At 74.2% G+C, this 18,135-nt stretch carries 19 protein-coding genes; 11 read left to right on the forward strand and 8 right to left on the reverse strand.

Translation table 11 applies throughout. The features are described from left to right. Nucleotides 1-189: 189 nt before the first annotated feature. Entirely contained in the window at nucleotides 190-3,369 is a 3,180-nt protein-coding gene (locus IG05_RS0120470) for a cytochrome P450 (protein ID WP_030344569.1), read from the forward strand. Nucleotides 3,370-3,553: 184 nt separating this feature from the next. Next, nucleotides 3,554-4,843, forward strand: coding sequence for an ROK family transcriptional regulator (locus tag IG05_RS0120475; RefSeq protein WP_030344571.1), 1,290 nt, complete (start codon nucleotides 3,554-3,556; stop codon nucleotides 4,841-4,843). Nucleotides 4,844-4,881: 38 nt separating this feature from the next. On the opposite strand, the gene IG05_RS0120480 is transcribed toward IG05_RS0120475, so the two are convergent. The 4 genes from IG05_RS0120480 to IG05_RS0120495 form a co-directional block, all read right to left on the reverse strand. Further along, complete coding sequence (locus IG05_RS0120480) at nucleotides 4,882-5,142, reverse strand: hypothetical protein (RefSeq protein ID WP_030344573.1); 261 nt, start codon at nucleotides 5,140-5,142, stop codon at nucleotides 4,882-4,884. A 41-nt stretch (nucleotides 5,143-5,183) separates the two neighbouring features. Further along, complete coding sequence (locus tag IG05_RS0120485; protein WP_030344574.1) at nucleotides 5,184-6,215, reverse strand: SDR family oxidoreductase; 1,032 nt, start codon at nucleotides 6,213-6,215, stop codon at nucleotides 5,184-5,186. A gap of 329 nt (nucleotides 6,216-6,544) precedes the next feature. Next, complete coding sequence (locus IG05_RS0120490; protein ID WP_030344575.1) at nucleotides 6,545-7,201, reverse strand: HAD family hydrolase; 657 nt, start codon at nucleotides 7,199-7,201, stop codon at nucleotides 6,545-6,547. A 16-nt stretch (nucleotides 7,202-7,217) separates the two neighbouring features. Then, nucleotides 7,218-8,285, reverse strand: a complete 1,068-nt coding sequence (locus IG05_RS0120495; protein WP_030344580.1) for a PHP domain-containing protein — start codon at nucleotides 8,283-8,285, stop codon at nucleotides 7,218-7,220. A gap of 228 nt (nucleotides 8,286-8,513) precedes the next feature. Here IG05_RS0120495 and IG05_RS0120500 point away from each other — a divergent pair, with 228 nt between their 5' ends. Both IG05_RS0120500 and IG05_RS0120510 read left to right on the forward strand, forming a co-directional pair. After that, the gene (locus IG05_RS0120500) at nucleotides 8,514-9,317 is read left to right on the forward strand and encodes an SDR family oxidoreductase (RefSeq protein ID WP_051790069.1); all 804 of its coding nucleotides are present in this window, start codon (nucleotides 8,514-8,516) and stop codon (nucleotides 9,315-9,317) included. 207 nt (nucleotides 9,318-9,524) lie between these two features. Continuing rightward, on the forward strand, nucleotides 9,525-9,770 hold the full coding sequence (locus tag IG05_RS0120510; protein WP_030344585.1) for a hypothetical protein: 246 nt from the start codon (nucleotides 9,525-9,527) through the stop codon (nucleotides 9,768-9,770). Between the two features lie 18 nt (nucleotides 9,771-9,788). Here the strand turns inward: IG05_RS0120510 and IG05_RS0120515 are convergent, their stop codons facing one another. Together IG05_RS0120515 and IG05_RS0120520 are read right to left on the reverse strand one after the other, a co-directional pair. Beyond that, on the reverse strand, nucleotides 9,789-11,021 hold the full coding sequence (locus tag IG05_RS0120515) for a glycoside hydrolase family 16 protein (RefSeq protein WP_030344587.1): 1,233 nt from the start codon (nucleotides 11,019-11,021) through the stop codon (nucleotides 9,789-9,791). Nucleotides 11,022-11,119: 98 nt separating this feature from the next. After that, entirely contained in the window at nucleotides 11,120-11,737 is a 618-nt protein-coding gene (locus IG05_RS0120520; protein ID WP_199808355.1) for a VanZ family protein, read from the reverse strand. Nucleotides 11,738-11,966: 229 nt separating this feature from the next. Here IG05_RS0120520 and IG05_RS0120525 point away from each other — a divergent pair, with 229 nt between their 5' ends. The 6 genes from IG05_RS0120525 (at nucleotide 11,967) to IG05_RS0120550 (ending at nucleotide 15,799) form a co-directional block, all read left to right on the forward strand. Beyond that, entirely contained in the window at nucleotides 11,967-12,161 is a 195-nt protein-coding gene (locus IG05_RS0120525) for a hypothetical protein (protein WP_030344592.1), read from the forward strand. Continuing rightward, a complete protein-coding gene (locus tag IG05_RS0120530; RefSeq protein ID WP_030344594.1) occupies nucleotides 12,158-12,604 on the forward strand; it encodes an MrpF/PhaF family protein in 447 nt (148 codons plus the stop codon). Before IG05_RS0120525 ends, IG05_RS0120530 begins: the two co-directional genes overlap by 4 nt. A gap of 78 nt (nucleotides 12,605-12,682) precedes the next feature. Continuing rightward, nucleotides 12,683-12,943 carry a hydrogenase subunit MbhD domain-containing protein gene (locus IG05_RS0120535; protein ID WP_030344596.1) on the forward strand — a complete coding sequence of 87 codons (261 nt, stop codon included), beginning with the start codon at nucleotides 12,683-12,685 and terminating at the stop codon, nucleotides 12,941-12,943. Continuing rightward, nucleotides 12,940-13,677, forward strand: coding sequence for an MnhB domain-containing protein (locus IG05_RS0120540; RefSeq protein ID WP_030344597.1), 738 nt, complete (start codon nucleotides 12,940-12,942; stop codon nucleotides 13,675-13,677). The genes IG05_RS0120535 and IG05_RS0120540 overlap by 4 nt, the downstream gene beginning before the upstream one ends. Before the next feature lie 8 nt (nucleotides 13,678-13,685). Then, a complete protein-coding gene (locus IG05_RS0120545; protein WP_030344599.1) occupies nucleotides 13,686-14,033 on the forward strand; it encodes a sodium:proton antiporter in 348 nt (115 codons plus the stop codon). Beyond that, nucleotides 14,033-15,799 (forward strand): complex I subunit 5 family protein, encoded by a 1,767-nt coding sequence (locus IG05_RS0120550; protein ID WP_030344601.1) that lies wholly within the window; start codon nucleotides 14,033-14,035, stop codon nucleotides 15,797-15,799. The genes IG05_RS0120545 and IG05_RS0120550 overlap by 1 nt, the downstream gene beginning before the upstream one ends. Here the strand turns inward: IG05_RS0120550 and IG05_RS0120555 are convergent, their stop codons facing one another. Together IG05_RS0120555 and IG05_RS0120560 are read right to left on the reverse strand one after the other, a co-directional pair. Continuing rightward, nucleotides 15,800-16,450, reverse strand: coding sequence for a DUF4230 domain-containing protein (locus IG05_RS0120555; RefSeq protein WP_030344603.1), 651 nt, complete (start codon nucleotides 16,448-16,450; stop codon nucleotides 15,800-15,802). Between the two features lie 134 nt (nucleotides 16,451-16,584). Continuing rightward, a complete protein-coding gene (locus IG05_RS0120560) occupies nucleotides 16,585-16,965 on the reverse strand; it encodes an anti-sigma factor antagonist (RefSeq protein ID WP_030344605.1) in 381 nt (126 codons plus the stop codon). 315 nt (nucleotides 16,966-17,280) lie between these two features. Between IG05_RS0120560 and IG05_RS0120565 the strand changes: the two genes are divergently transcribed. After that, nucleotides 17,281-18,126 carry a hypothetical protein gene (locus IG05_RS0120565; protein ID WP_030344606.1) on the forward strand — a complete coding sequence of 282 codons (846 nt, stop codon included), beginning with the start codon at nucleotides 17,281-17,283 and terminating at the stop codon, nucleotides 18,124-18,126. Nucleotides 18,127-18,135 lie beyond the last annotated feature (9 nt).

An 18,135-nucleotide genomic window follows, 5' to 3' on the forward strand; every position in this document is an offset into this window, starting at 1 on the left:
CGGAGTCCCTGGAAGCGTACGGCCTGGCCGGCGTCCGGCGCGGTCGGTCGGCCATTCGTACGGGCGCGCGCAAGACCCGCCGCCCACTTTCCACTGCACGATCGTGTAGTGCCGTGGCGCGGGCCCGGCTCGCCCGTCGACCACCCTGGAACGCAGTAGTCCGCTACCGCGAAAGGCAGTTGTCGCGTCATGCCCCCCACCGCACTGCACCCCGAACCGGCCGCACCCCTGGCCGGTGTCCCCGTCGTCGACATCACCGCCACCGGCCCCGGCCGCACCCCCATCCAGCAGATCATGGAGCTGATGCGGGAACACGGCCCGGTACTGGTGCGCCGGCTGCACGGCCGGGACGTGACGTTCGTCGCCGACACCGGCCTGGTCGCCGACCTGGCCGACGAGGAGCGGTTCGCCAAGCACGTCGGGCCCGCCCTGGAGAACGTCCGGGAGTTCGCCGCCGACGGGCTGTTCACCGCGTACAACGACGAGCCCAACTGGGCCCGGGCGCACGACATCCTGATGCCCGCCTTCGCACTCGGCTCGATGCGCACCTACCACCCCGTGATGCTGAAGGTGGCCCGGCGGCTCATCGACTCCTGGGACCGGGCCGCGCGGGCCGGACAGCCCGTCGACGTGCCCGACGACATGACCCGCATGACCCTGGACACCATCGGACTGGCCGGGTTCGACTACGACTTCGGCTCCTTCGAACGCGCCGAGCCGCACCCCTTCGTGGAGTCCATGGTCCGCTGCCTGGAGTGGAGCATGACCCGCCTGGCCCGCAGGCCCGGCGAGGACCACACGGCGGCCGACGCGGCCTTCCGGCGGGACGCGGACTACCTGGCCGGGGTCGTGGACGACGTCATCGCCGCCCGCACCGGCACCGACCAGAGCCGCGCCGGGGACCTGCTCGGGCTGATGCTCAGCGCCCCGCACCCCGCCGACGGCACCACCCTGGATGCGGCCAACATCCGCAACCAGGTCATCACCTTCCTGATCGCCGGCCACGAGACCACCTCCGGCGCGATGTCCTTCGCCCTGTACTACCTCGCCAAGCACCCCGCCGTACTGCGGCTCGTGCAGCGCGAGGCCGACGCGCTGTGGGGCGACACGACCGATCCCGAGCCGGCGTACGAGGACATCGGCCGGCTCACCTACACCCGCCAGGTCCTCAACGAGGCGCTGCGGCTGTGGCCGACGGCCGCCGCGTTCAGCCGGCACGCCCGCGAGGACACCCTGCTCGGCGGCCGGATCCCGCTGCGCGCCGGCCAGGCCGTCACCGTGCTCGCGCCGATGCTGCACCGCCAGCCCGTGTGGGGCGACAACCCCGAGCTGTTCGACCCCGAGCGGTTCACCCCCGAGGCCGAGGCGGCCCGCCCGGTGCACGCCTTCAAGCCGTTCGGCACCGGTGAACGCGCTTGCATCGGACGGCAGTTCGCGCTGCACGAGGCGACCATGCTGCTCGCCCTGCTGGTCCACCGCTACCGGCTGCACGACCACGCCGGCTACCGGCTCACCGTGAAGGAGACCCTCACCCTCAAGCCCGAGGGTTTCACCCTCACACTCACCCCGCGCACCCCCGCCGACCGCGTGCACGCCGCCCTGCCCGGCACCACCTCCGCGCCGGCCGCGGGCACCCCGGCCACCGGCACCCTCCCGGCCCGGGTCCGCCCCGGCACCCGCGCCCTCTTCCTGCACGGCAGCAACTACGGCACCTGCCGGGACTTCGCCGCCCGGCTCGCCGACGAGGCCGCCGCCGTGGGCTGCACCACCGAGGTCGCCGCCCTGGACGCCTACCCGGACGGCCTGCCCACGGACCGGCCCGTCGTCATCACCGCGGCCTCCTACAACGGCCGGCCCACCGACGACGCCGTCGCCTTCACCGCCTGGCTCGACGGCACCCCCGACCTGACCGGCGTCACCTACGCCGTGCTCGGCGTCGGCGACCGCAACTGGGCCGCGACCTACCAGCAGGTCCCCACCCGCGTCGACGCCCGGCTCGCCGAACTCGGCGCCACCCGGCTCACCGACCGCGCCGCCGCCGACGCCTCCGGCGATCTCACCGGCACCGTACGGGAGTTCACGGCCCGGCTGCGCACCGCGCTGCTGACGGAGTACGGCGACCCGGACGCCGTGGACGGCGCACCGGCCGAGCCCGAGCACGCCTACGCGGTGCGCACCCTGACCGGCGGCCCGCTGGACGCCCTCGCCGCACGGCACGGCCTGGTCCCCATGACGGTCACCGAGGCATACGACCTCACCGCGGCGGGCCACCCGCGCACCAAGCGGTTCCTGCGCGTCGCCCTGCCCGAGGGCGTCTCCTACCGCACCGCCGACCACCTGACCGTGCTGCCCGCCAACGCCCCGGAGCTGGTGGACCGGGCCGTCGCCGCGTTCGGTCTGGACGCCGACGCGGTCCTGGACATCCGGGCCACCCGCCGTCTCAGCGACGGACTCGCCGTCGACCGGCCGCTGACGGTGCGTGAACTGTTCACCCACCACGTCGAGTTGCAGGAGCGGCCGACGGAACGGCAGCGGGCCCTGCTCGCCGGGGCCAACCCCTGTCCGCCCGAGCGCGCCGCCCTCGCCGCCCTCGCCGACGACGACCCGCGCACCCTGGTGGAGCTGGCCGAGGACCACCCCGCCCTGCGCGGCGCGCTCGGCTGGCCGCTCCTGCTGGACCTGCTGACCCCGCTGCGGCCCCGCCACTACTCCATCTCCTCGGCACCGGCGGCCGACGCGCGCCACGCCGACCTCATGGTCTCCGTGCTCGACGCACCGGCCCGGTCGGGCAAGGGCCGCTACCGGGGCACCGGGTCCGGCCACCTCGCCTCCCTGCGGCCCGGCGACACCGTCCACGCCCGCGTCCAGCCCTGCCGCGAGGCGTTCCGGATCGACCACTCGGCCCCCGTCGTGCTGGTCGCCGCGGGCACCGGACTCGCCCCGTTCCGCGGCGCCGTCGCCGACCGCCTGGCCGCCCGCCGCGCCGGCACCACGCTCCCGCCCGCCCTCCTCTACTTCGGCTGCGACGCTCCCGACGCCGACTACCTGCACGCCGACGAACTGCGCGCCGCCGAGCGGGCCGGAGCGGTGTCGCTGCGCCCGGCCTTCAGCGCCGCGCCCGAGAACGGCGCCGCCTTCGTCCAGCACCGGATCGCGGTCGAGTCCGACGAGGTGTGGCGGCTGCTGACGGCCGGGGCGCGGGTCTACGTGTGCGGCGACGGCGCCCGCATGGCCCCTGGCGTCCGCGAGGCCTTCCGTACCCTGTACCGGGAGCGCGTGCCGGACGCCGGCGGAGCCGCCGCCGAGCGGTGGCTGAACGAGCTCGTCGCGGACGGGCGTTACGTGGAGGACGTCTACGCGGCGGGCTGAGCCCGTCGGGGGAGGGGCGCGCTGGGGCACCCGTGCTGGTCGGGGCGGTGCCCCGGGCCGTCAGGACCGCCTCCGAATGTCTCCGCCTTAGCTCATAGCGTGAACTAAGGGTTGGGAGAATCTCGCGCCACAGCTGCCTGAAGGGGTATGTTGCAGGTCGGGCAGGGTTCGTGAAGGGAGCCACATGGCTGGGCGCAACGGACGCACGGTACGCGACCTGAGGCGGGGCAACCGGACGGCGGTGCTCCAGCGGCTGTACTTCGACGGCCCGCTCAGCCGGTTCGAGCTGGGGCCGGCCACCGGTCTCAGTTCCGGGTCGGTCAGCAACGTGGTCGCGGACCTGGTCGCCGACGGGCTGGTCGAGGAGGCGGGCAGCGTCGACTCCGACGGCGGCCGGCCCCGCACCCTGCTGCGGGTCGCCCCGCACAGCGGACAGATGATCGGCGTCGACGTCGGCGAGACCCGCGTCCGGGTCGAGCTGTTCGACCTCGCCCTCACCGAACTGGCGCGCGCGGAACGCCCGCTGACCCCGCAGGGTTACGACGTGGACGTCATCGCCGGGCACATCCGCGACGGCGTCGCCGAGGTCCTCACCGCCGGTCAGGCCGCCCCCGACCGGCTGCTCGGCATCGGCGTCGGCGTCCCCGGCATCGTGGAACACACCCCCGACCGGGGCGCCGTCGTCCACGGGCAGACCATCGGCTGGGACGCGGTCCCGCTGGAGCGGCTGCTCCGCTCGGCCTCCGGGCTGCCCGACGGAGTGCCGTACTTCATCGACAACGGCGCCAAGACCCTCGGCCAGGCCGAGATGTGGTTCGGCGCCGGGCGCGGCGCCCGCAACGCCGTGGTGGTGCTCTTCGGCTCGGGCGTCGGCGCCTGCCTGGTCACGCCCGAGGTGGAACACGGGCGGGCCGTGGAGTGGGGGCACCTGACGGTCCGGGTGCGCGGGCGCCGCTGCCGCTGCGGTGCGCCGGGCTGCCTGGAGGCCTACGCCGGCGCCGAGTCGCTGCTCGCCCGCTGGCGCGAGGAGGGCGGCCGGCCGCCCGAGGGCACCGACGAGGAGACCGCGCTCACCGCGATGCTCGCCGCCGCCTATCCGGCCGAGGGCACCGCGCCCGACCCGGTCGCGCTCGCCGTCCTGGAGGAGACCGCGGAGTACCTCGGCGCCGGGCTGTCCGACCTGATCAACCTCTTCCAGCCCGAGCGGATCCTGATCGGCGGCTGGGCCGGCCTCCAGCTCGGCACGCGCTTCCTGCCCGCCGTACGCCGGCACGCGGCGACGTACGCCCTGCGGCACCCGGCCGAGCAGGTGACCATCGAACTCGGCCGGCTCGGCCCGGACGCGGTCACCGTCGGCGCGGCGATCCTCCCCCTGGCCGAGTTCTTCGCCGACGGCGGCCGGCGGCCCGAAAGAACCCCCGAGAAACGTCTCCCGGCCTGGCGCACCGCCCTCCAGGACCGCACCCCGCACTGACGAACCTCACGCGATGCGGGATGCGGCGCGTTGGCGCCTCAGCCCGGAGGCTCCTGCGGAGTCGGGTGGTCCGAGTGGGCCGTGCCCGAATCGGGGTGGGCACCGCGCGGGCCGGTGCCGGCCTCGTCCGTGTCCGGGACCGTGTCCTCGGCGTTCCCGGCGTCCGTGTCCGGTCGGTCGGTCCGCGTGCGGCGCGGGGCGACGTCCCAGGGGTCCTCGTCGGGCCGGGCCTGCTGGTCGGGCATGTCCCGGGGTACCGGCCGCTGCTCGGCGCCGGGCCTGGGCCGCTGCTCAGTCATGGTGTTCTCCGCTCCTCGGTCGGCTCGGGCGGGGCACGAGGTCAGCCGACCTTCCGGCCCCGCATCGGCTCGGTCTCCATCCCGCCGCCCTTCCGCAGGCCGTCCAGGAACTCCTGGAGCACCTCGGTCGCGCTGCGCCGGGGCTCCCACTCCAGCTCGGCGCGCGCCCGCGAGCAGTCCATCAGCGGCAGCCGCAGCACGGCGTCGAACAGGTGCGGTGACGCGGGCAGCAGGCGCAGCCCCCAGGCCGCGGCGATCGCCGACCGGGCCGCCGTACGCGGCAGCCGCACCGGCCGGGAGCCGAGCAGCTCGGCGAGCACTTCGGCGTCCAGCGGCGGATCGGCGGCGAGGTTGAAGGCGCCCCGGGCGCTGTCCGACCGCACCGCGAGCCGGTAGGCCTCGGCGGCGTCGTCCGTGTGCAGCGCCTGCACCCGCAGCCCCGGGATGTCCGGCAGGAACGGCAGCAGGTCCGGCCGGGCCAGCGGACCGGGCAGGAACCGCCCGCCGAAGATCCGCCGCTGCTCGCTCGCCGACTCCCACTTGAACAGGAACGCCGGGCGCATCCGCACCACCCGCACCTCGGGATGGTCGCGTTCGAAGACGTCCAGCGTGCGCTCCAGATAGGCCTTCTCCCGGCAGTACGCGGCGTCCGGCCAGCCGTGCGTGGGCCAGGACTCGTCCACCGGGCGGTCCTTCGGCCCCGGCGAGTACGCCCCGACGGAGGAGGCGTGCACCAGCACCGGCACCCGGGCCGCGGCGACCGCCTCGAACACCCGGATGGAGCCGAGCACATTGGTCCGCCAGGTGGCGACCGGATCGTGCGTCGGCTGGAACGCCCAGGCCAGATGGATCACGGCGTCGGCGCCCTCGAAGCGCTCGGCGAGGTTCGCCTCGTCCGAGCTCAGGTCGACGGCGGACCACTCGGTCTTCGGTGGCGACCACTCGGGCGTCCGCCGGGCCAGCCCCCGGACGGACTTGATATCGGGGTCCTCCGAGAGCAGACGCACCACACTCGTCCCGACATTGCCGGTGGCGCCTGTCACGACGACCCTGCTGCCCGCTGAGCTGCTCACCTTCGGCTCCTCTCGTCGGCGCGGCGGAGGCTGCGACGAGCGGCCGGGTACCCGGGCGCCGGGCCCGCACACGCGGCGCCGGGTCGGCGGAGGCAAGGGAAAGCCCCGGCCGTGACGGGGGAATCACGACCGGGGCGGTCGGGGTGTGGGCGCGGATGGCGGTCGCCTCTCGGCGAATGGCTCCACAGGGCTTCAGCCGGACGATCGTCCCTGTGGGCTTGAGGTGAGGCCCGGGGACACTGTCCCATCCACACCCACGGTTTGTTCAACGGGCAACCACCCTTGGGTGTTCCGTCCCCTTTCGTGACCTGCGTCACTCCCGGTGCCGCTCACCCCAGCGGGCTCCCGGCCAGGCGCGCCAGCAGGTCGGCGGGGTCGGCGTACACCTCCTGCGCACCCGCCTCCTCCAGGTCCGCCCGGGGGATCCCGCCGCACAGCACCCCGACACAGCGCACCCCGGCCTTGCTGCCCGCCCGCATGTCCCACACGGTGTCCCCGACGAACACCGCCCGCGAGGCCGGTACCCCGGCCAGCTCCAGCGCGTGCTCCACGGGTTCCGGGGCCGGCTTGCCCTGCTCGACGTCGTCCGCGCTCGCCGTGCCGGTGATGGCGTCGTCCGCGTCGATAGCCCGGCGCAGCGCGCCCAGCTCGGCACCGCTGGCCGAGGTGGCGAGAACCACCGTCCAGCCGTCCCCGTGCAGCCGCCGCAGCAGCTCCCCGGCCCCCGGCAGGGCGGGGAGCCGGTCGAAGTACTGGCCGTACAGCGCCTTGTGCGCCGCGCTCAGAGCGGCGTCCTGGCCGGGGTCCCGGTCGTCGCCGAGCAGATGGGCGACCAGATCCGTGGAGCCGAGGCCGACGGCCCGGTGCACGGCGTGCATGGGCACGTCGTGACCGGCCTGCCGGAACGCTTCCCACCAGGTGACGACATGCAGGTGATTGGTGTCGACGAGCGTTCCGTCGACGTCGAACACGGCGGCACGGTCCATCCGGGGTTCCCTTCTCTCAGTTCCCGGACCGGGTACCACGCCCGGACCCGGCCACGCGTGCCGGCAGCCGGCCCTCGTGGGTCCAGTCCAGCAGTTCCCCGGCCGACCAGGTGGTCACCACCCGTTCGGGCGGCACCCCGCACTCCTCGGCACGGGCGCAGCCGAGGATCTGCCAGTCCAGCTGGCCGGGTGCGTGCGCGTCGGTGTCGACCGAGAACAGCACCCCTGCCTCGACCGCCCGGCGCAGCAGCCGCCGGGGCGGGTCCAGCCGTTCCGGGCGGCTGTTGATCTCCACGGCGGTGCCCGACTCCGCGCACGCGGCGAACACCTCGTCCGCGTCGAACTGCGACTCCGGCCGCCCCCGGCCCGTGACCAGGCGCCCGGTGCAGTGCCCGAGGACGTCGGCGTGCGGGCTGCGCACGGCCGCCGTCATCCGGCGGGTCATGGACCGCGCGTCCATCCGCAGCTTGGAGTGCACCGACACCACGACCACGTCCAGCTGCGCCAGCAGGTCCTCCTCCTGGTCCAGCGAGCCGTCGTCGAGGATGTCGCACTCGATGCCGGTGAGCAGCCGGAACGGTGCCCAGCGGGCGTTCAGCTCCGCCACCACCGACAGCTGCTCGCGCAGCCGCTCGGGCGACAGCCCGCGGGCCACGGTCAGCCGCGGGGAGTGGTCGGTGAGCACGGTCCACTCGTGCCCCAGCTCGGCCGCCGCCCGCCCCATCTCCTCGATCGGACTGCCCCCGTCGGACCAGTCCGAGTGCGTGTGGCAGTCCCCGCGGATCAGCGCCCGCAGTCCGGCGCCGGCCCCCTCGGCACCGGCCGGCGTCCCGGCCTCCTCCTCCAGCCTGCGCAGGTAACCGGGCACCTCGCCGGCCAGCGCCTCCCGCACCACCTGCGCGGTCTTCGGCCCGACCCCTTTCAGCGACTCCAGCGTCCCGTCCGCGGCCCGCGCGGCCACCTCGCCCTCGGGCAGCGCGGCCAGCGTCCGGGAGGCGGTACGGAAGGCCCGTACCCGGTAGGCGGGCGCGAGCGCCCGCTCCAGCAGGAAGGCGATCCGGTCGAGGGCGGCGACGGGGTCCATGGGAATCAAGGGTGCACCAGCGGCCCGTGCGGAGCGCGGGGAACAGCGCGGGCGGCCGGCCACGCACCGCGGCCCGCGCACCCGGAGCGAGTCGTCCGGGCCGGCCGCGGTGGCCACCCGGAACCGGCGGGCGACGGCCGGTGACCCCGCACGGCGGACCCCGTTTGCCCGCACCGCCCCCGGGTACTGCGGAGACTCGTCCGGACACCCAGCGTGAGGAGTCGAGCCATGTCCGTACCAGCAGCGCAGCGCACGGCACTGATCACGGGCGCGGACTCCGGCATCGGCCGGGCCACCGCCGTACGCCTGGCCGAGACCGGCCTGGACGTCGGCATCACCTGGCACACGGACGAGAAGGGTGCCGAGGAGACGGCGCGGGAGGTCCGCGCGCGCGGCCGCCGCGCGGCCGTCGCCCACCTGGACCTCACCCGGCTGCCGGAGGCCGCCGACACCGTGGACGAGCTGTGCGAGGAACTGGGCCGGATCGATGTGCTGGTCAACAACGCCGGTACGGGCACCATGACCCCCTATCTGGACCTGACCCTGACCGATGTGCGCCGGGTCCTGGACGTCGACCTCGTCGGCCCGTTCCTGCTGGGTCAGCGGGCCGCGCGGCGCATGATCCGGCAGGGCGACGGCGGCCGGATCGTCAACGTCACCTCGGTGCACGAGCACCAGCCCCGGGTCGGCGCGGCCCCGTACTGCGCGGCCAAGGGCGGTCTCGGCCTGCTCACCCAGGTGATGGCCCTGGAGCTGGCCGAGCACGGGATCACCGTGAACGCGGTCGCGCCGGGCGAGATCGCCACCCCGATGACCGGCCAGGAGGACACCGACGTCCACACCGAGCGCCGCCCCGGCGTGCCGCTCGGCCGGCCCGGCGACGCCCGTGAGGTCGCCGCGGTGATCGCGTTCCTGGCGAGCCCGGACGCCTCCTACGTCACCGGCGCCTCCTGGAGCGTCGACGGCGGCATGCTGCGCATGGGGCCGCAGGCCGGCTCCCATCTGACCAGCGACGACTGGCGCCGTCCGTGAGCCGCGGCCGAGGGGCGGGGAGGGGCGGGGGTGCTTCGAGCCGTCCGAGCAGGGCGTGACCGAGGCCCCCGTGTTCACCCGGCCGGGTGAACACGGGGAGTCCGGGCGTCCGGCCACGCAGGGGGCCGTCGAGGCGGCCGTACCCGATCTTCTGGACCGCTCCGCCGGATGACCCGTCGGCGCGGGTTGCGTTCTACCCTCGATTGCATGACCGAACAAGCAGCTCCCTACATCTCCCGTCCGCGGATCATGGTCCTCGGCGTATGCCCGGGCAGGCACGGTGAGCCGCCCTTCCGGATCATGGAGATCGACGGTCAGGTGGTCGGTGAGGCCCGGACCGTCACGGACGTGCTGGAGACGGCCGCCTCCTACGGCATCCTCATCCACGACCTGGACGACCCGGACGCGGTCCGCTGGGTGGGCGGCGACAAGTACACCTGGAGGCTGCACTGACCGGCCGGCGCGACGGGCTCAGCCGACCGTCCACTTCTGGTTGGCGCCGCCCGTGCAGGTCCAGATCTGCAGCCGGGTGCCGTTGGCCGCGTTGTTCCCGGTCACGTCCAGGCACTTGTTCGCCTGCGGGTTGACGATGTCGCGGGCCGCCGGGAGGGCCCACTTCTGGGCGGTGCTCCCGTTGCAGTCCCACAGCTGGACGGGCGTGCCGTCGGCGGTGCCGCCGCCGCTGACGTCCAGGCACTTGCCGAGCGCGCGGAGTGTGCCGTCCGAGCCGACGGTCCACGCCTGTGCGCCCGTGCCGTTGCAGTCGTAGAGCTGGACCGGGGTGCCGTTCGCGGAGTTCGCGCCGGCCACGTCCACGCACTTGCCCGCCAGGCCCCGGATCGGCACGCCGGCGGCGCTGTCGCTCGTCGTCACCGACACCGAGTCCACCACCAGTGTCTGGGGGAACTGCGTCGAGCCGTCCGGGTCGCCGGGCCAGTAGCCGCCGACCGCGAGGTTCAGGATCAGGAAGAACGGCTTGTTGAACACCCAGGTCTTGCCGCCCAGGTCGGCCGGCGTGCGGCGCTGGTAGACGTTCCCGTCCACCGACCAGGTGATCGAGTCGGGCGCCCAGTCGACGGCGAAGGTGTGGAAGGCGTCCGCGAAGGCCTGCCCGTTCGGCAGCGAGTAGGGGGCGCCTATGCCGCCCGAGCCGGAATAGCCGGGGCCGTGGATGGTGCCGTGCACGGTGGAGGGTTCGAAGCCGACGTTCTCCATCACGTCGATCTCACCGGAGTCCGGCCAGTTGACCGGCGTGCCCAGCATCCAGAACGCGGGCCACATGCCCTGCCCGCGCGGGATCTTCATCCGGGCCTCGACATGGCCGTACTGGGCGTTGAACTTCCCGGCCGTGTTCAGCCGGGCCGAGGTGTACTGGCAACTGCCGTACCAGCACTGGTAACCGGCCGGGTTCTCCTTGCGGGCCGTGATCACCAGATGGCCCTGGCCGTCCAGGGCCGCGTTCTTCGTGCCCGAGGTGTAGTACTGCCGCTCGTGGTTGTTGACGTTGTCACCGGTCTCCAGCGTCCACTTCGAGGAGTCGACGGCGGCGCCCGCGGGCCCGTCGAAGGTGTCGGAGAAGGTGGTGACGGCCGCGGCGGCCGGGGCGGCGGTCCGGGCCTGTGCCGGGCCGACGGCGACGGAGCCGACGAGCGCGGCGGACAGGGCGGCGAGGAGACATCTGCGGAGCAGACGGGGGGAGGCCATGGCTCTCCGTTCGGTGGGGGGTGGGAGCATGCGCCTCTTGATTTAAGAAGTGAGATAAGGGCTCGTCAATACCCTGGTACAGACCTCTTTCCCGATCGTCAGCCGGCTGCGGGCCCGGACACGCGCCGGTGTACGCCACGCCCGAGCCGCCGCCCCAGCAGCAGCCAACCCAGCAGCGCCCCGGTCGTGTTGAGGATCACGTCGTCGATGTCGAAGGCCCGTCCGGTGACCAGCGCGCCCTGTACCAGCTCCACCATCAGCATCACCAGGGCCGTCAGCGCCGTCACCCGCGCCGCTCCCCGGGCCCGCGGCGCGAGCACGGGCACCAGCACCCCGAACGGCACGCCGAGCAGTATGTTCCCGCCGAGCTGGCGGAGCGCGTCCCGCAGCGGAGCGTGCTCCAGATAGGCCCTGAGCGAGCGGCCCGGGTGCAGGTTGCTGTGTGTCAGCGGCACCGAGGCGGGCGACGGCTGGAGCGTGATCCGGGCCAGGACGACGGCGAACGCCACCATCAACGCGAACGCCACCAGCACGGCGAGGAGCCGCAGGGGGAGCGGCAGCGCGTGCCGCGGCGGGCCCGGGGGCCGCGCCGGCTGCTCCTTGTCGTCCGGGCGGTCGTCCGGACGGTCCTCCGCTCGGTCGTCCGGTCGGTCGTCCGGGCGTCGGTTACGGGCGGCGCGCAGCACCTCCGGCAGCCGTGGGACGGTACGGGCCATGCGGTCCTCCAGTCGTCAACGTGCGGGCTCCGACCGTCGGTTACCCGCGCCGCGGCCCGGGATGCCACCGCCCGGCGGCGGCCCGTGGTTTTCGTTCACGCCTCCGGGGCACTCCGGGTGCGGACCCGCGCGCCGCCGCTCCCGCCCGGGTCCGGCGGTGCTTGGATGCCTCCAGCGGCATTCCGGATGGACCGCTGCATTCCGGGCAAAGAGGCCGAGGAGGCGCTGCATGACCCGTCGTACGGCCGCCCGCGCGCTCCTCCTCGGAGCGGGTGAACTCCTCGTCTGGTGGGCGGCGCTGGCGCTGCTGTGGCTGGTGCTCATCACGACCGTCGACACGCTCGAACGGATCGTCGGCGCGAGCTGCGCCGCCGTCGGCGCGCTACTGGCCCGGGCCGGCCGGCGGGCGGTGACCTGGCGGTGAACGGCTGGATCCTGGCGGCGACCGTCGACCTGGGCGGGGGAGGCGCGGCCGCCCTGTGGGGCGTGGCCACCGGCCCGCCGGCCCGCCGGTTGACCGCCCAGAACCTGACCACCTCCGTCGTCTGCCCGGCCCTGCTGCTCCTCGCCCAGGGCTACGGCCGCCCGGCCTACGTCGACCTCGCCCTGCTGCTCGCCCTGCTCGGCCCGGTCGGCACGCTCGTCTTCGCCCGCCTGCTCTCCGACGAACCGGGCCGCCCGAGCGCCTGGGGCCTGACCTGGGCCGCCGCCGGACTGGGCGCGGCCGTCGTCGTCGTGCTGTGCGTGGCCGGCGGACCGGGCCGGTCCATGGTGAAGCTGCTGCTGATCGGCACCCTGCTGATCGGCGGCAACGTCGTCGCCTCACGGGCCTTGGCGGGCGGCTTCCGGGGGGTCCGGGGTGGCTGACGGGATGCCGGGGCCGGGCGCGACGGGCGCGACGGGCGGGCCGGCGAGGGCGGCCGGGGTGGCGAGGGCGGGTGGCGCGTGTCCGATGCGGTGATCGTCGTCGTCCTGCTGCTCGTGGCCGCCTGCGCCACCGCCGCCGTGGTCCAGCGCGACCCCGCCCGCCAGGCACTGGTGCTGTCCGTCCTCGGGATGGTGCTGGCCGTGCTGTTCACGGTGCTCCAGGCCCCGGACGTCGGCCTGTCCCAGCTGGCCGTCGGCTCCGCCCTCACCCCGCTGCTGATCATGCTGTCGGTGCGCAAGGTCAGACGCCGGGGCCGGACCGGGCGGGAGCGGAAGTGAACCGGCTGCGGCGGTACCTGCTGGCCGTCGGCGGCGCCGGCCTCGCCGCCCTGCTCGTCGCCGCCTGCTTCCGCCTGCCGGACTTCGGCGGCCCCCGGCACCCGTACGGTGACCGCGCCGTGCACGCCTCCCTGGCCCGGCACACCGCCAACACCATCGCCTCCGTCAACTTCGACCAGCGCGCCTACGACACCCTCGGCGAGATGAGCATCCTGTTCGCCGCCGTCCTCGGCTGCGTGGTGCTGCTGCGCCAGGCCCGCGACGAGCACCGGGCGCGGCCGGAACCCGCCGAGGTGGTCCGCCCGGTCCGCCGCTACGCCCTGCTCGTGCTGCCCGTCGCCCTGGTCACCGGCCTGTACGTGATCGCCCACGGCCAGCTCAGCCCCGGCGGCGGCTTCCAGGGCGGGGTCGTCGCCGCGACCGCCCTGCACCTGCTCTACCTCGGCGCCGACTACGGCGCGCTGGAACGCGTCCGCCCGCTCGGCGTCTTCGAGACCACCGACTCCCTCGCGGTCTGCGCCTACCTCGTGCTGGGCGCCGCCGGAATCCTGGCCGGCACCGCGTTCCTGGCCAACACCCTGCTCCCGTACGGCACTTTCAACACCCTGTCCTCCGGTGGCACGGTCCCGCTGCTGAACGCGGCCGTCGGCATGGAGGTGGCCAGTGCGGTCGTCGCCCTGCTCGCCCACTTCCTCGACCAGGCCGTCGAGATCGAGGAGGAGCCCGCGAGGTGAACACCGCGATGCACGTCCTGCCCTACCTGGTCGCCGCCTACGTCTTCCTGACGGGCTGCTACGGCCTCGCCACCAGCCGGAACCTGATCCACACCGTCGGCTGTCTCGCCGTCTGCCAGTCCGCCACCTACGTCCTGCTGCTGGCGGTCGGCTACCGCGACGGCGCCACCGCACCCGTCTTCTCCGACATCAGGCCCGGATCCCGGCCGGTCGTCGACCCGGTGGTGCAGGCCCTCACCCTCACCGACATCGTCGTCGGCGCCACCGTCACCGCACTGCTGCTCGCCCTCGTCCTGCAGATCGCCAAACGGCACGGCACCCTCGACCCCGACGAACTGCGGGAGCTGCGCGGCTGATGCACCACCTGATCCCGCTCCTGGTCGCGATCCCGCTGTTCGGCGCCGCCCTGCTGGCGGCCACGGGCCGCCGGCTGCCCCGCGTCGCGGCCGAGGTCGTCGGGTTCGCCGTTTCCGGTACCACGGCGGCCCTCGCGCTCGTGCTGCTGCTGAACTCGGCGCCGCCCATGGTGGAGTGGGCCGGCGGCTGGCTGCCCGTCGACGGCGAGAGCGTCGGCATCCTGGTCGTCGGGGACGGTCCGGCGCTCGGCATGGCCGCGCTGGCCTCGCTGCTGACCCTCGCCGCCCTCGCCTACTCCTGGCGCTACTTCGACGAGCCGCCACGGGAGCGCACCGGCTCCTTCACCGCGCTGATGCTGGTCTTCCAGGGCGCCATGTGCGGATTCGCCGTGGCCGGCGACCTGTTCAACGCGTTCGTGTTCTTCGAGCTGATGAGCGTGGTGGCGTACGCCCTGACCGGCTACCGCATCGACGAGGCGAAGGCCGTCCAGGGCGCCCTGACGTTCGGGGTCGTCAACTCCCTCGGCGCGTACGCCATGCTGATGGGCATCGCCCTGCTGTACGCCCGTACCGGCGAACTGGCCATGGCCAAGATCGGCCGCGGGCTCGACGCCGCCGCCGGGCAGGGCGGCCCGGACGCGCTGGTCCTCGCCTCCTTCGTGCTGGTACTGACCGGCCTGCTGGTGAAGGCGGCGGCCGTGCCCTTCCACTTCTGGCTCCCCGACGCGCACGCCGTCGCCCCCACCCCGGTCTGCATGCTGCTGTCCGGCGTCATGGTCGAACTCGGCACCTACGGCGTGTGGCGGGTGTACGGCACCGTCTTCGCCGGACCCGGCGGCATCCCCGCCGCCGACCTGACCCGGGCCCTGGTGACGCTCGGTGCCCTCACGGCCGTGACCGGCGCCGTCATGTGCTGGTACCAGCGGCACATCAAACGCCTCCTCGCCTGCTCCACCGTCTCGCACACCGGCCTGTTCCTCGTCGGGATCGGCGTCCTCACCCCCGAGGGCGACGACGGCGTGGCCCTGTACATCCTCGGCCACGCCGGGGTGAAGGCCGCGCTGTTCGCCTGCGCGGGCGTCCTGCTGGACCGGTTCGGCAGCGTCGACGAGCACGCGCTGCACGGCAGGGCCCGGCAACTGCGCGCCACCGGGGTGATGTTCGCCGTCGGCGCCGTGGGCCTGGCCGGCCTGCCGCCGTTCGGTACGGCGCTGGGCAAGGCGGTCGCCGAGGAGGCGGTCGGCGGCCCGCTCACCGTGGTGTTCGTGGTGGCCTCCGCGATCACCGGGGGCGCGGTCCTGCGGGTCACCGGCCGCGTCTTCCTGGGCCTCGGGCCGCGCCCCGAGGACGCCGAATACGAGACCAGCGGCTCCGACGAGGAACCGGAGACGCCCGGCCTGCTGCGCCGGATCCCGGACACCATGACGGCCGTGCCCGCCGTGCTGCTCGCCACCGCCCTCGCCGTCGGGGTGGTCCCCGGCTTCGGTGAAGTGGTGGCCCGCTCCGTCAACGAGGCCGGCTCCGGCGGCGCGCACGCCTCGGTGCACTGGACCGCGCACGGCGTGCTGCTGGGCCTGGCCTCCACCGTGCCGGCCGTGGCACTGGCCGGCCTCGCCGTCACCCGTCCCCGCTGGGTGGCCGCGCCCGGCTGGGCCGCGCCCCTCAGGCGTCTGCAGTCCGGGCACGTCGGCGACTACGTGGCCTGGCTCCTGGTGGGCGCGACCGTCCTCGGGGCGCTGGCCCTGCCGGGAGTACTGGGTGGCTGATCAGGTCCCGTAGGTGATGTGCACCTCCTTGAAGCCGAGCGAGCGCAGCAGGCCCTGGAGCATGCCGGTGGTGTTGCTCTCCGCCCGGGCGGTCAGCCCGCTGTGCCTGGCCGCCTCGCCGATGTGCCGCACGGCGAGCTTCTGCACGGCCTGCTCGCTGTTGGGGTTGTCCGAGAACAGGTCGCCGATCCGGTCCAGCAGGCCACGCTGCTTGGACACGGCGTAGGAGTGGTCGGGGTCCAGGGCCGGTTTGCCGAGCCGCGCGTGCGGCAGCCGGATCGTGGCCGACGTACGGTCCTTGTCGACCCGGACGTCCTGCTCGTCCACCCCGCCGAGGTCGACGTAGGCGTCCACGGTGCCCGCGCCGACGTACAGGGTGCGGCTGCCGTGCAGGGCGTCGGGCAGGAACCTGGCGTCCTTCTCCAGGTCCACGACGACCTGGAAGTTGCCCGAGGCCGCGTCGTAACGGCTCATGTCCTGGATGGATTTGAGCAGGGCGGGCCCGGAGCGGTCATCGGTGTCGGTGCCGAACAGGTCCTTGATGCCCGGCAGTACGGCCAGCCGGATGCCGGCGAACAGGACGGCGAGCACCAGCACCAGCGCCGCCACGGCCTTGGCCCAGCCGGGCAGGCGTCTCACGGAAGTCGTCATCGTGACGGTCCTCCTTCCTGCCGACCGGATGCCCCCGAACTCCCCGCGCAAGACAGGCTTTCCGGAAGAGGGACCGGCCGGCCGGCGCGACCCCGACGGCCCGGCCCGCTACCGTCCGGCCGGAGCCGGCCCGCTCACAGGGAGCCGGACGCGGCCTCCGAGCGGGCCAGGGCCTCGTCCAGGCCGGGGTGCGGGGGCAGCAGCCGGGCCAGCCCGGTGACCCGGAACACCCGCAGGGTCAGCGGGTGCGTGCACACCAGGTGCAGTTGCCCGCCGCGCTCCAGCACCCGGGCGCGCGCCCGGTACAGCAGCCGCAGCCCGGAGCAGTCGAAGAACTCCACCGGCCGCAGGTCGATGACCAGCCGCAGGCCGGCCCGGCCGGTGACCCGGTCGAGGAAGGGGCCGATCTCCGCCGCCGAGACGATGTCGATCTCGCCCCGTAATTCCAGCACGATGTGCCCGCGGTCCTCGTACACGCTCAGCTGCCGGGTGAGAGGTACGGGTTCGTGTCGCACCTCGGCCCCACCTCCCGCCCGCGCCCCGACGTCGCTTCCCGATCGCCAAGTTACCCTCGTTGGAGGGAATTTGAGCATGTTCGATTGACATATGTCTTCGAGTTTGTCGCGTGTGGCGGGTGGGAAGCGGGCGGGAAGTGAACGGGAAGCGGGCGCGGATCGCTCGGTCCACCGGCAGCACCAGCCCGCCGGCCGCCCGGCCGGCTCGTCCACGCCGGTCTCCCGCAGGAAGTCCGGCAGACCGGCTGAACGTTCCGGCCCGCTCCCGCGTCGGAGGACCGCACGACGGCAGGCGCACAGGAGAAGAGGGCGGGCATGCGAAGAGGTCTCGTGGCCGTGGCGGTACTGACGGCGGTGGCGGTGGCGGGGTGCGACGACGGCCCGCGCCAGGACCTGGTGGTGAAGGGCACCCCGCCGGCGACCGCCTACAGCGGTCCGCTGTACGTCCCCACCGAGGAACCTGCCGGACACGGCCCCCGGGCGTTGCGCCTGGCCTCCGGTGCGGCCGGCCGGGCGCTGGAGTGCGACGGGGAGATCTTCGACGGCTCCGGACCCGACGGGTGGAGCACGTCCGACGGCGGCGCCACACCGGAGCAGGGACTGGCCCTCTACTTCGACATGGCCCAGCCGGACCTGCCCGACCACGGCTACCGCCTGGAGCGCGAGGAACCGGACCGGGTGCTGTACTCCTACGACGTGGGCGGCCGTACGAAGGTGGCGGTCGTGGTCGCCAAGGACCAGAAGGACCGGCCCGGCTGGGGCCCGGAGACCGACGCCTCCTGCGATCCGGCCGAGCTCCCCGAGAGCTTCACGGCCACCGCGGGCCGGCAGATCTGGACCGACCGCGCCGGCCGCAGGGTTCCGGTGGCCCGGCTGCACAGCGCGCCGGGCCCGGAGCACTGCGGCTGGCAGTCCGCCGACTTCCTCGCCCTGGGCGACCGGACCTACGCCCGCGACCCCGACGGCGTGCTGGGCCGGGACGGGCTGCTCCGGGCGCCCTACCGCCACAGCGTCCGCATGCCCGCCGACGCGCGGGACACCGGATACCACCGCCGCGGCCGCCGGCTGTGGCTGACGGCCGACAAGGCGACGGCGTACGTCCGCACGGACCGCGGGGTGGAGGCGTGGCCGCTGGTCGAGGACGGCGTCGGCTGCGACTGACCGGTGCCC

Source organism: Streptomyces sp. NRRL S-1022, from assembly GCF_000720135.1.
Taxonomy (GTDB): domain Bacteria; phylum Actinomycetota; class Actinomycetes; order Streptomycetales; family Streptomycetaceae; genus Streptomyces.

What these genes read in the sequence shown, in the direction of transcription:
- IG05_RS0120510 (WP_030344585.1), top strand. Translation starts at nt 9,525, where the DNA reads ATGACCGAACAAGCAGCTCCCTACATCTCCCGTCCGCGGATCATGGTC.
- IG05_RS0120555 (WP_030344603.1), bottom strand. Translation starts at nt 16,450, where the DNA reads ATGACGACTTCCGTGAGACGCCTGCCCGGCTGGGCCAAGGCCGTGGCG.
- IG05_RS0120480 (WP_030344573.1), bottom strand. Translation starts at nt 5,142, where the DNA reads ATGACTGAGCAGCGGCCCAGGCCCGGCGCCGAGCAGCGGCCGGTACCC.
- IG05_RS0120550 (WP_030344601.1), top strand. Translation starts at nt 14,033, where the DNA reads ATGCACCACCTGATCCCGCTCCTGGTCGCGATCCCGCTGTTCGGCGCC.
- IG05_RS0120525 (WP_030344592.1), top strand. Translation starts at nt 11,967, where the DNA reads ATGACCCGTCGTACGGCCGCCCGCGCGCTCCTCCTCGGAGCGGGTGAA.
- IG05_RS0120500 (WP_051790069.1), top strand. Translation starts at nt 8,514, where the DNA reads ATGTCCGTACCAGCAGCGCAGCGCACGGCACTGATCACGGGCGCGGAC.
- IG05_RS0120545 (WP_030344599.1), top strand. Translation starts at nt 13,686, where the DNA reads ATGCACGTCCTGCCCTACCTGGTCGCCGCCTACGTCTTCCTGACGGGC.
- IG05_RS0120520 (WP_199808355.1), bottom strand. Translation starts at nt 11,737, where the DNA reads ATGGCCCGTACCGTCCCACGGCTGCCGGAGGTGCTGCGCGCCGCCCGT.
- IG05_RS0120495 (WP_030344580.1), bottom strand. Translation starts at nt 8,285, where the DNA reads ATGGACCCCGTCGCCGCCCTCGACCGGATCGCCTTCCTGCTGGAGCGG.
- IG05_RS0120490 (WP_030344575.1), bottom strand. Translation starts at nt 7,201, where the DNA reads ATGGACCGTGCCGCCGTGTTCGACGTCGACGGAACGCTCGTCGACACC.
- IG05_RS0120470 (WP_030344569.1), top strand. Translation starts at nt 190, where the DNA reads ATGCCCCCCACCGCACTGCACCCCGAACCGGCCGCACCCCTGGCCGGT.
- IG05_RS0120515 (WP_030344587.1), bottom strand. Translation starts at nt 11,021, where the DNA reads ATGGCCTCCCCCCGTCTGCTCCGCAGATGTCTCCTCGCCGCCCTGTCC.
- IG05_RS0120475 (WP_030344571.1), top strand. Translation starts at nt 3,554, where the DNA reads ATGGCTGGGCGCAACGGACGCACGGTACGCGACCTGAGGCGGGGCAAC.
- IG05_RS0120565 (WP_030344606.1), top strand. Translation starts at nt 17,281, where the DNA reads ATGCGAAGAGGTCTCGTGGCCGTGGCGGTACTGACGGCGGTGGCGGTG.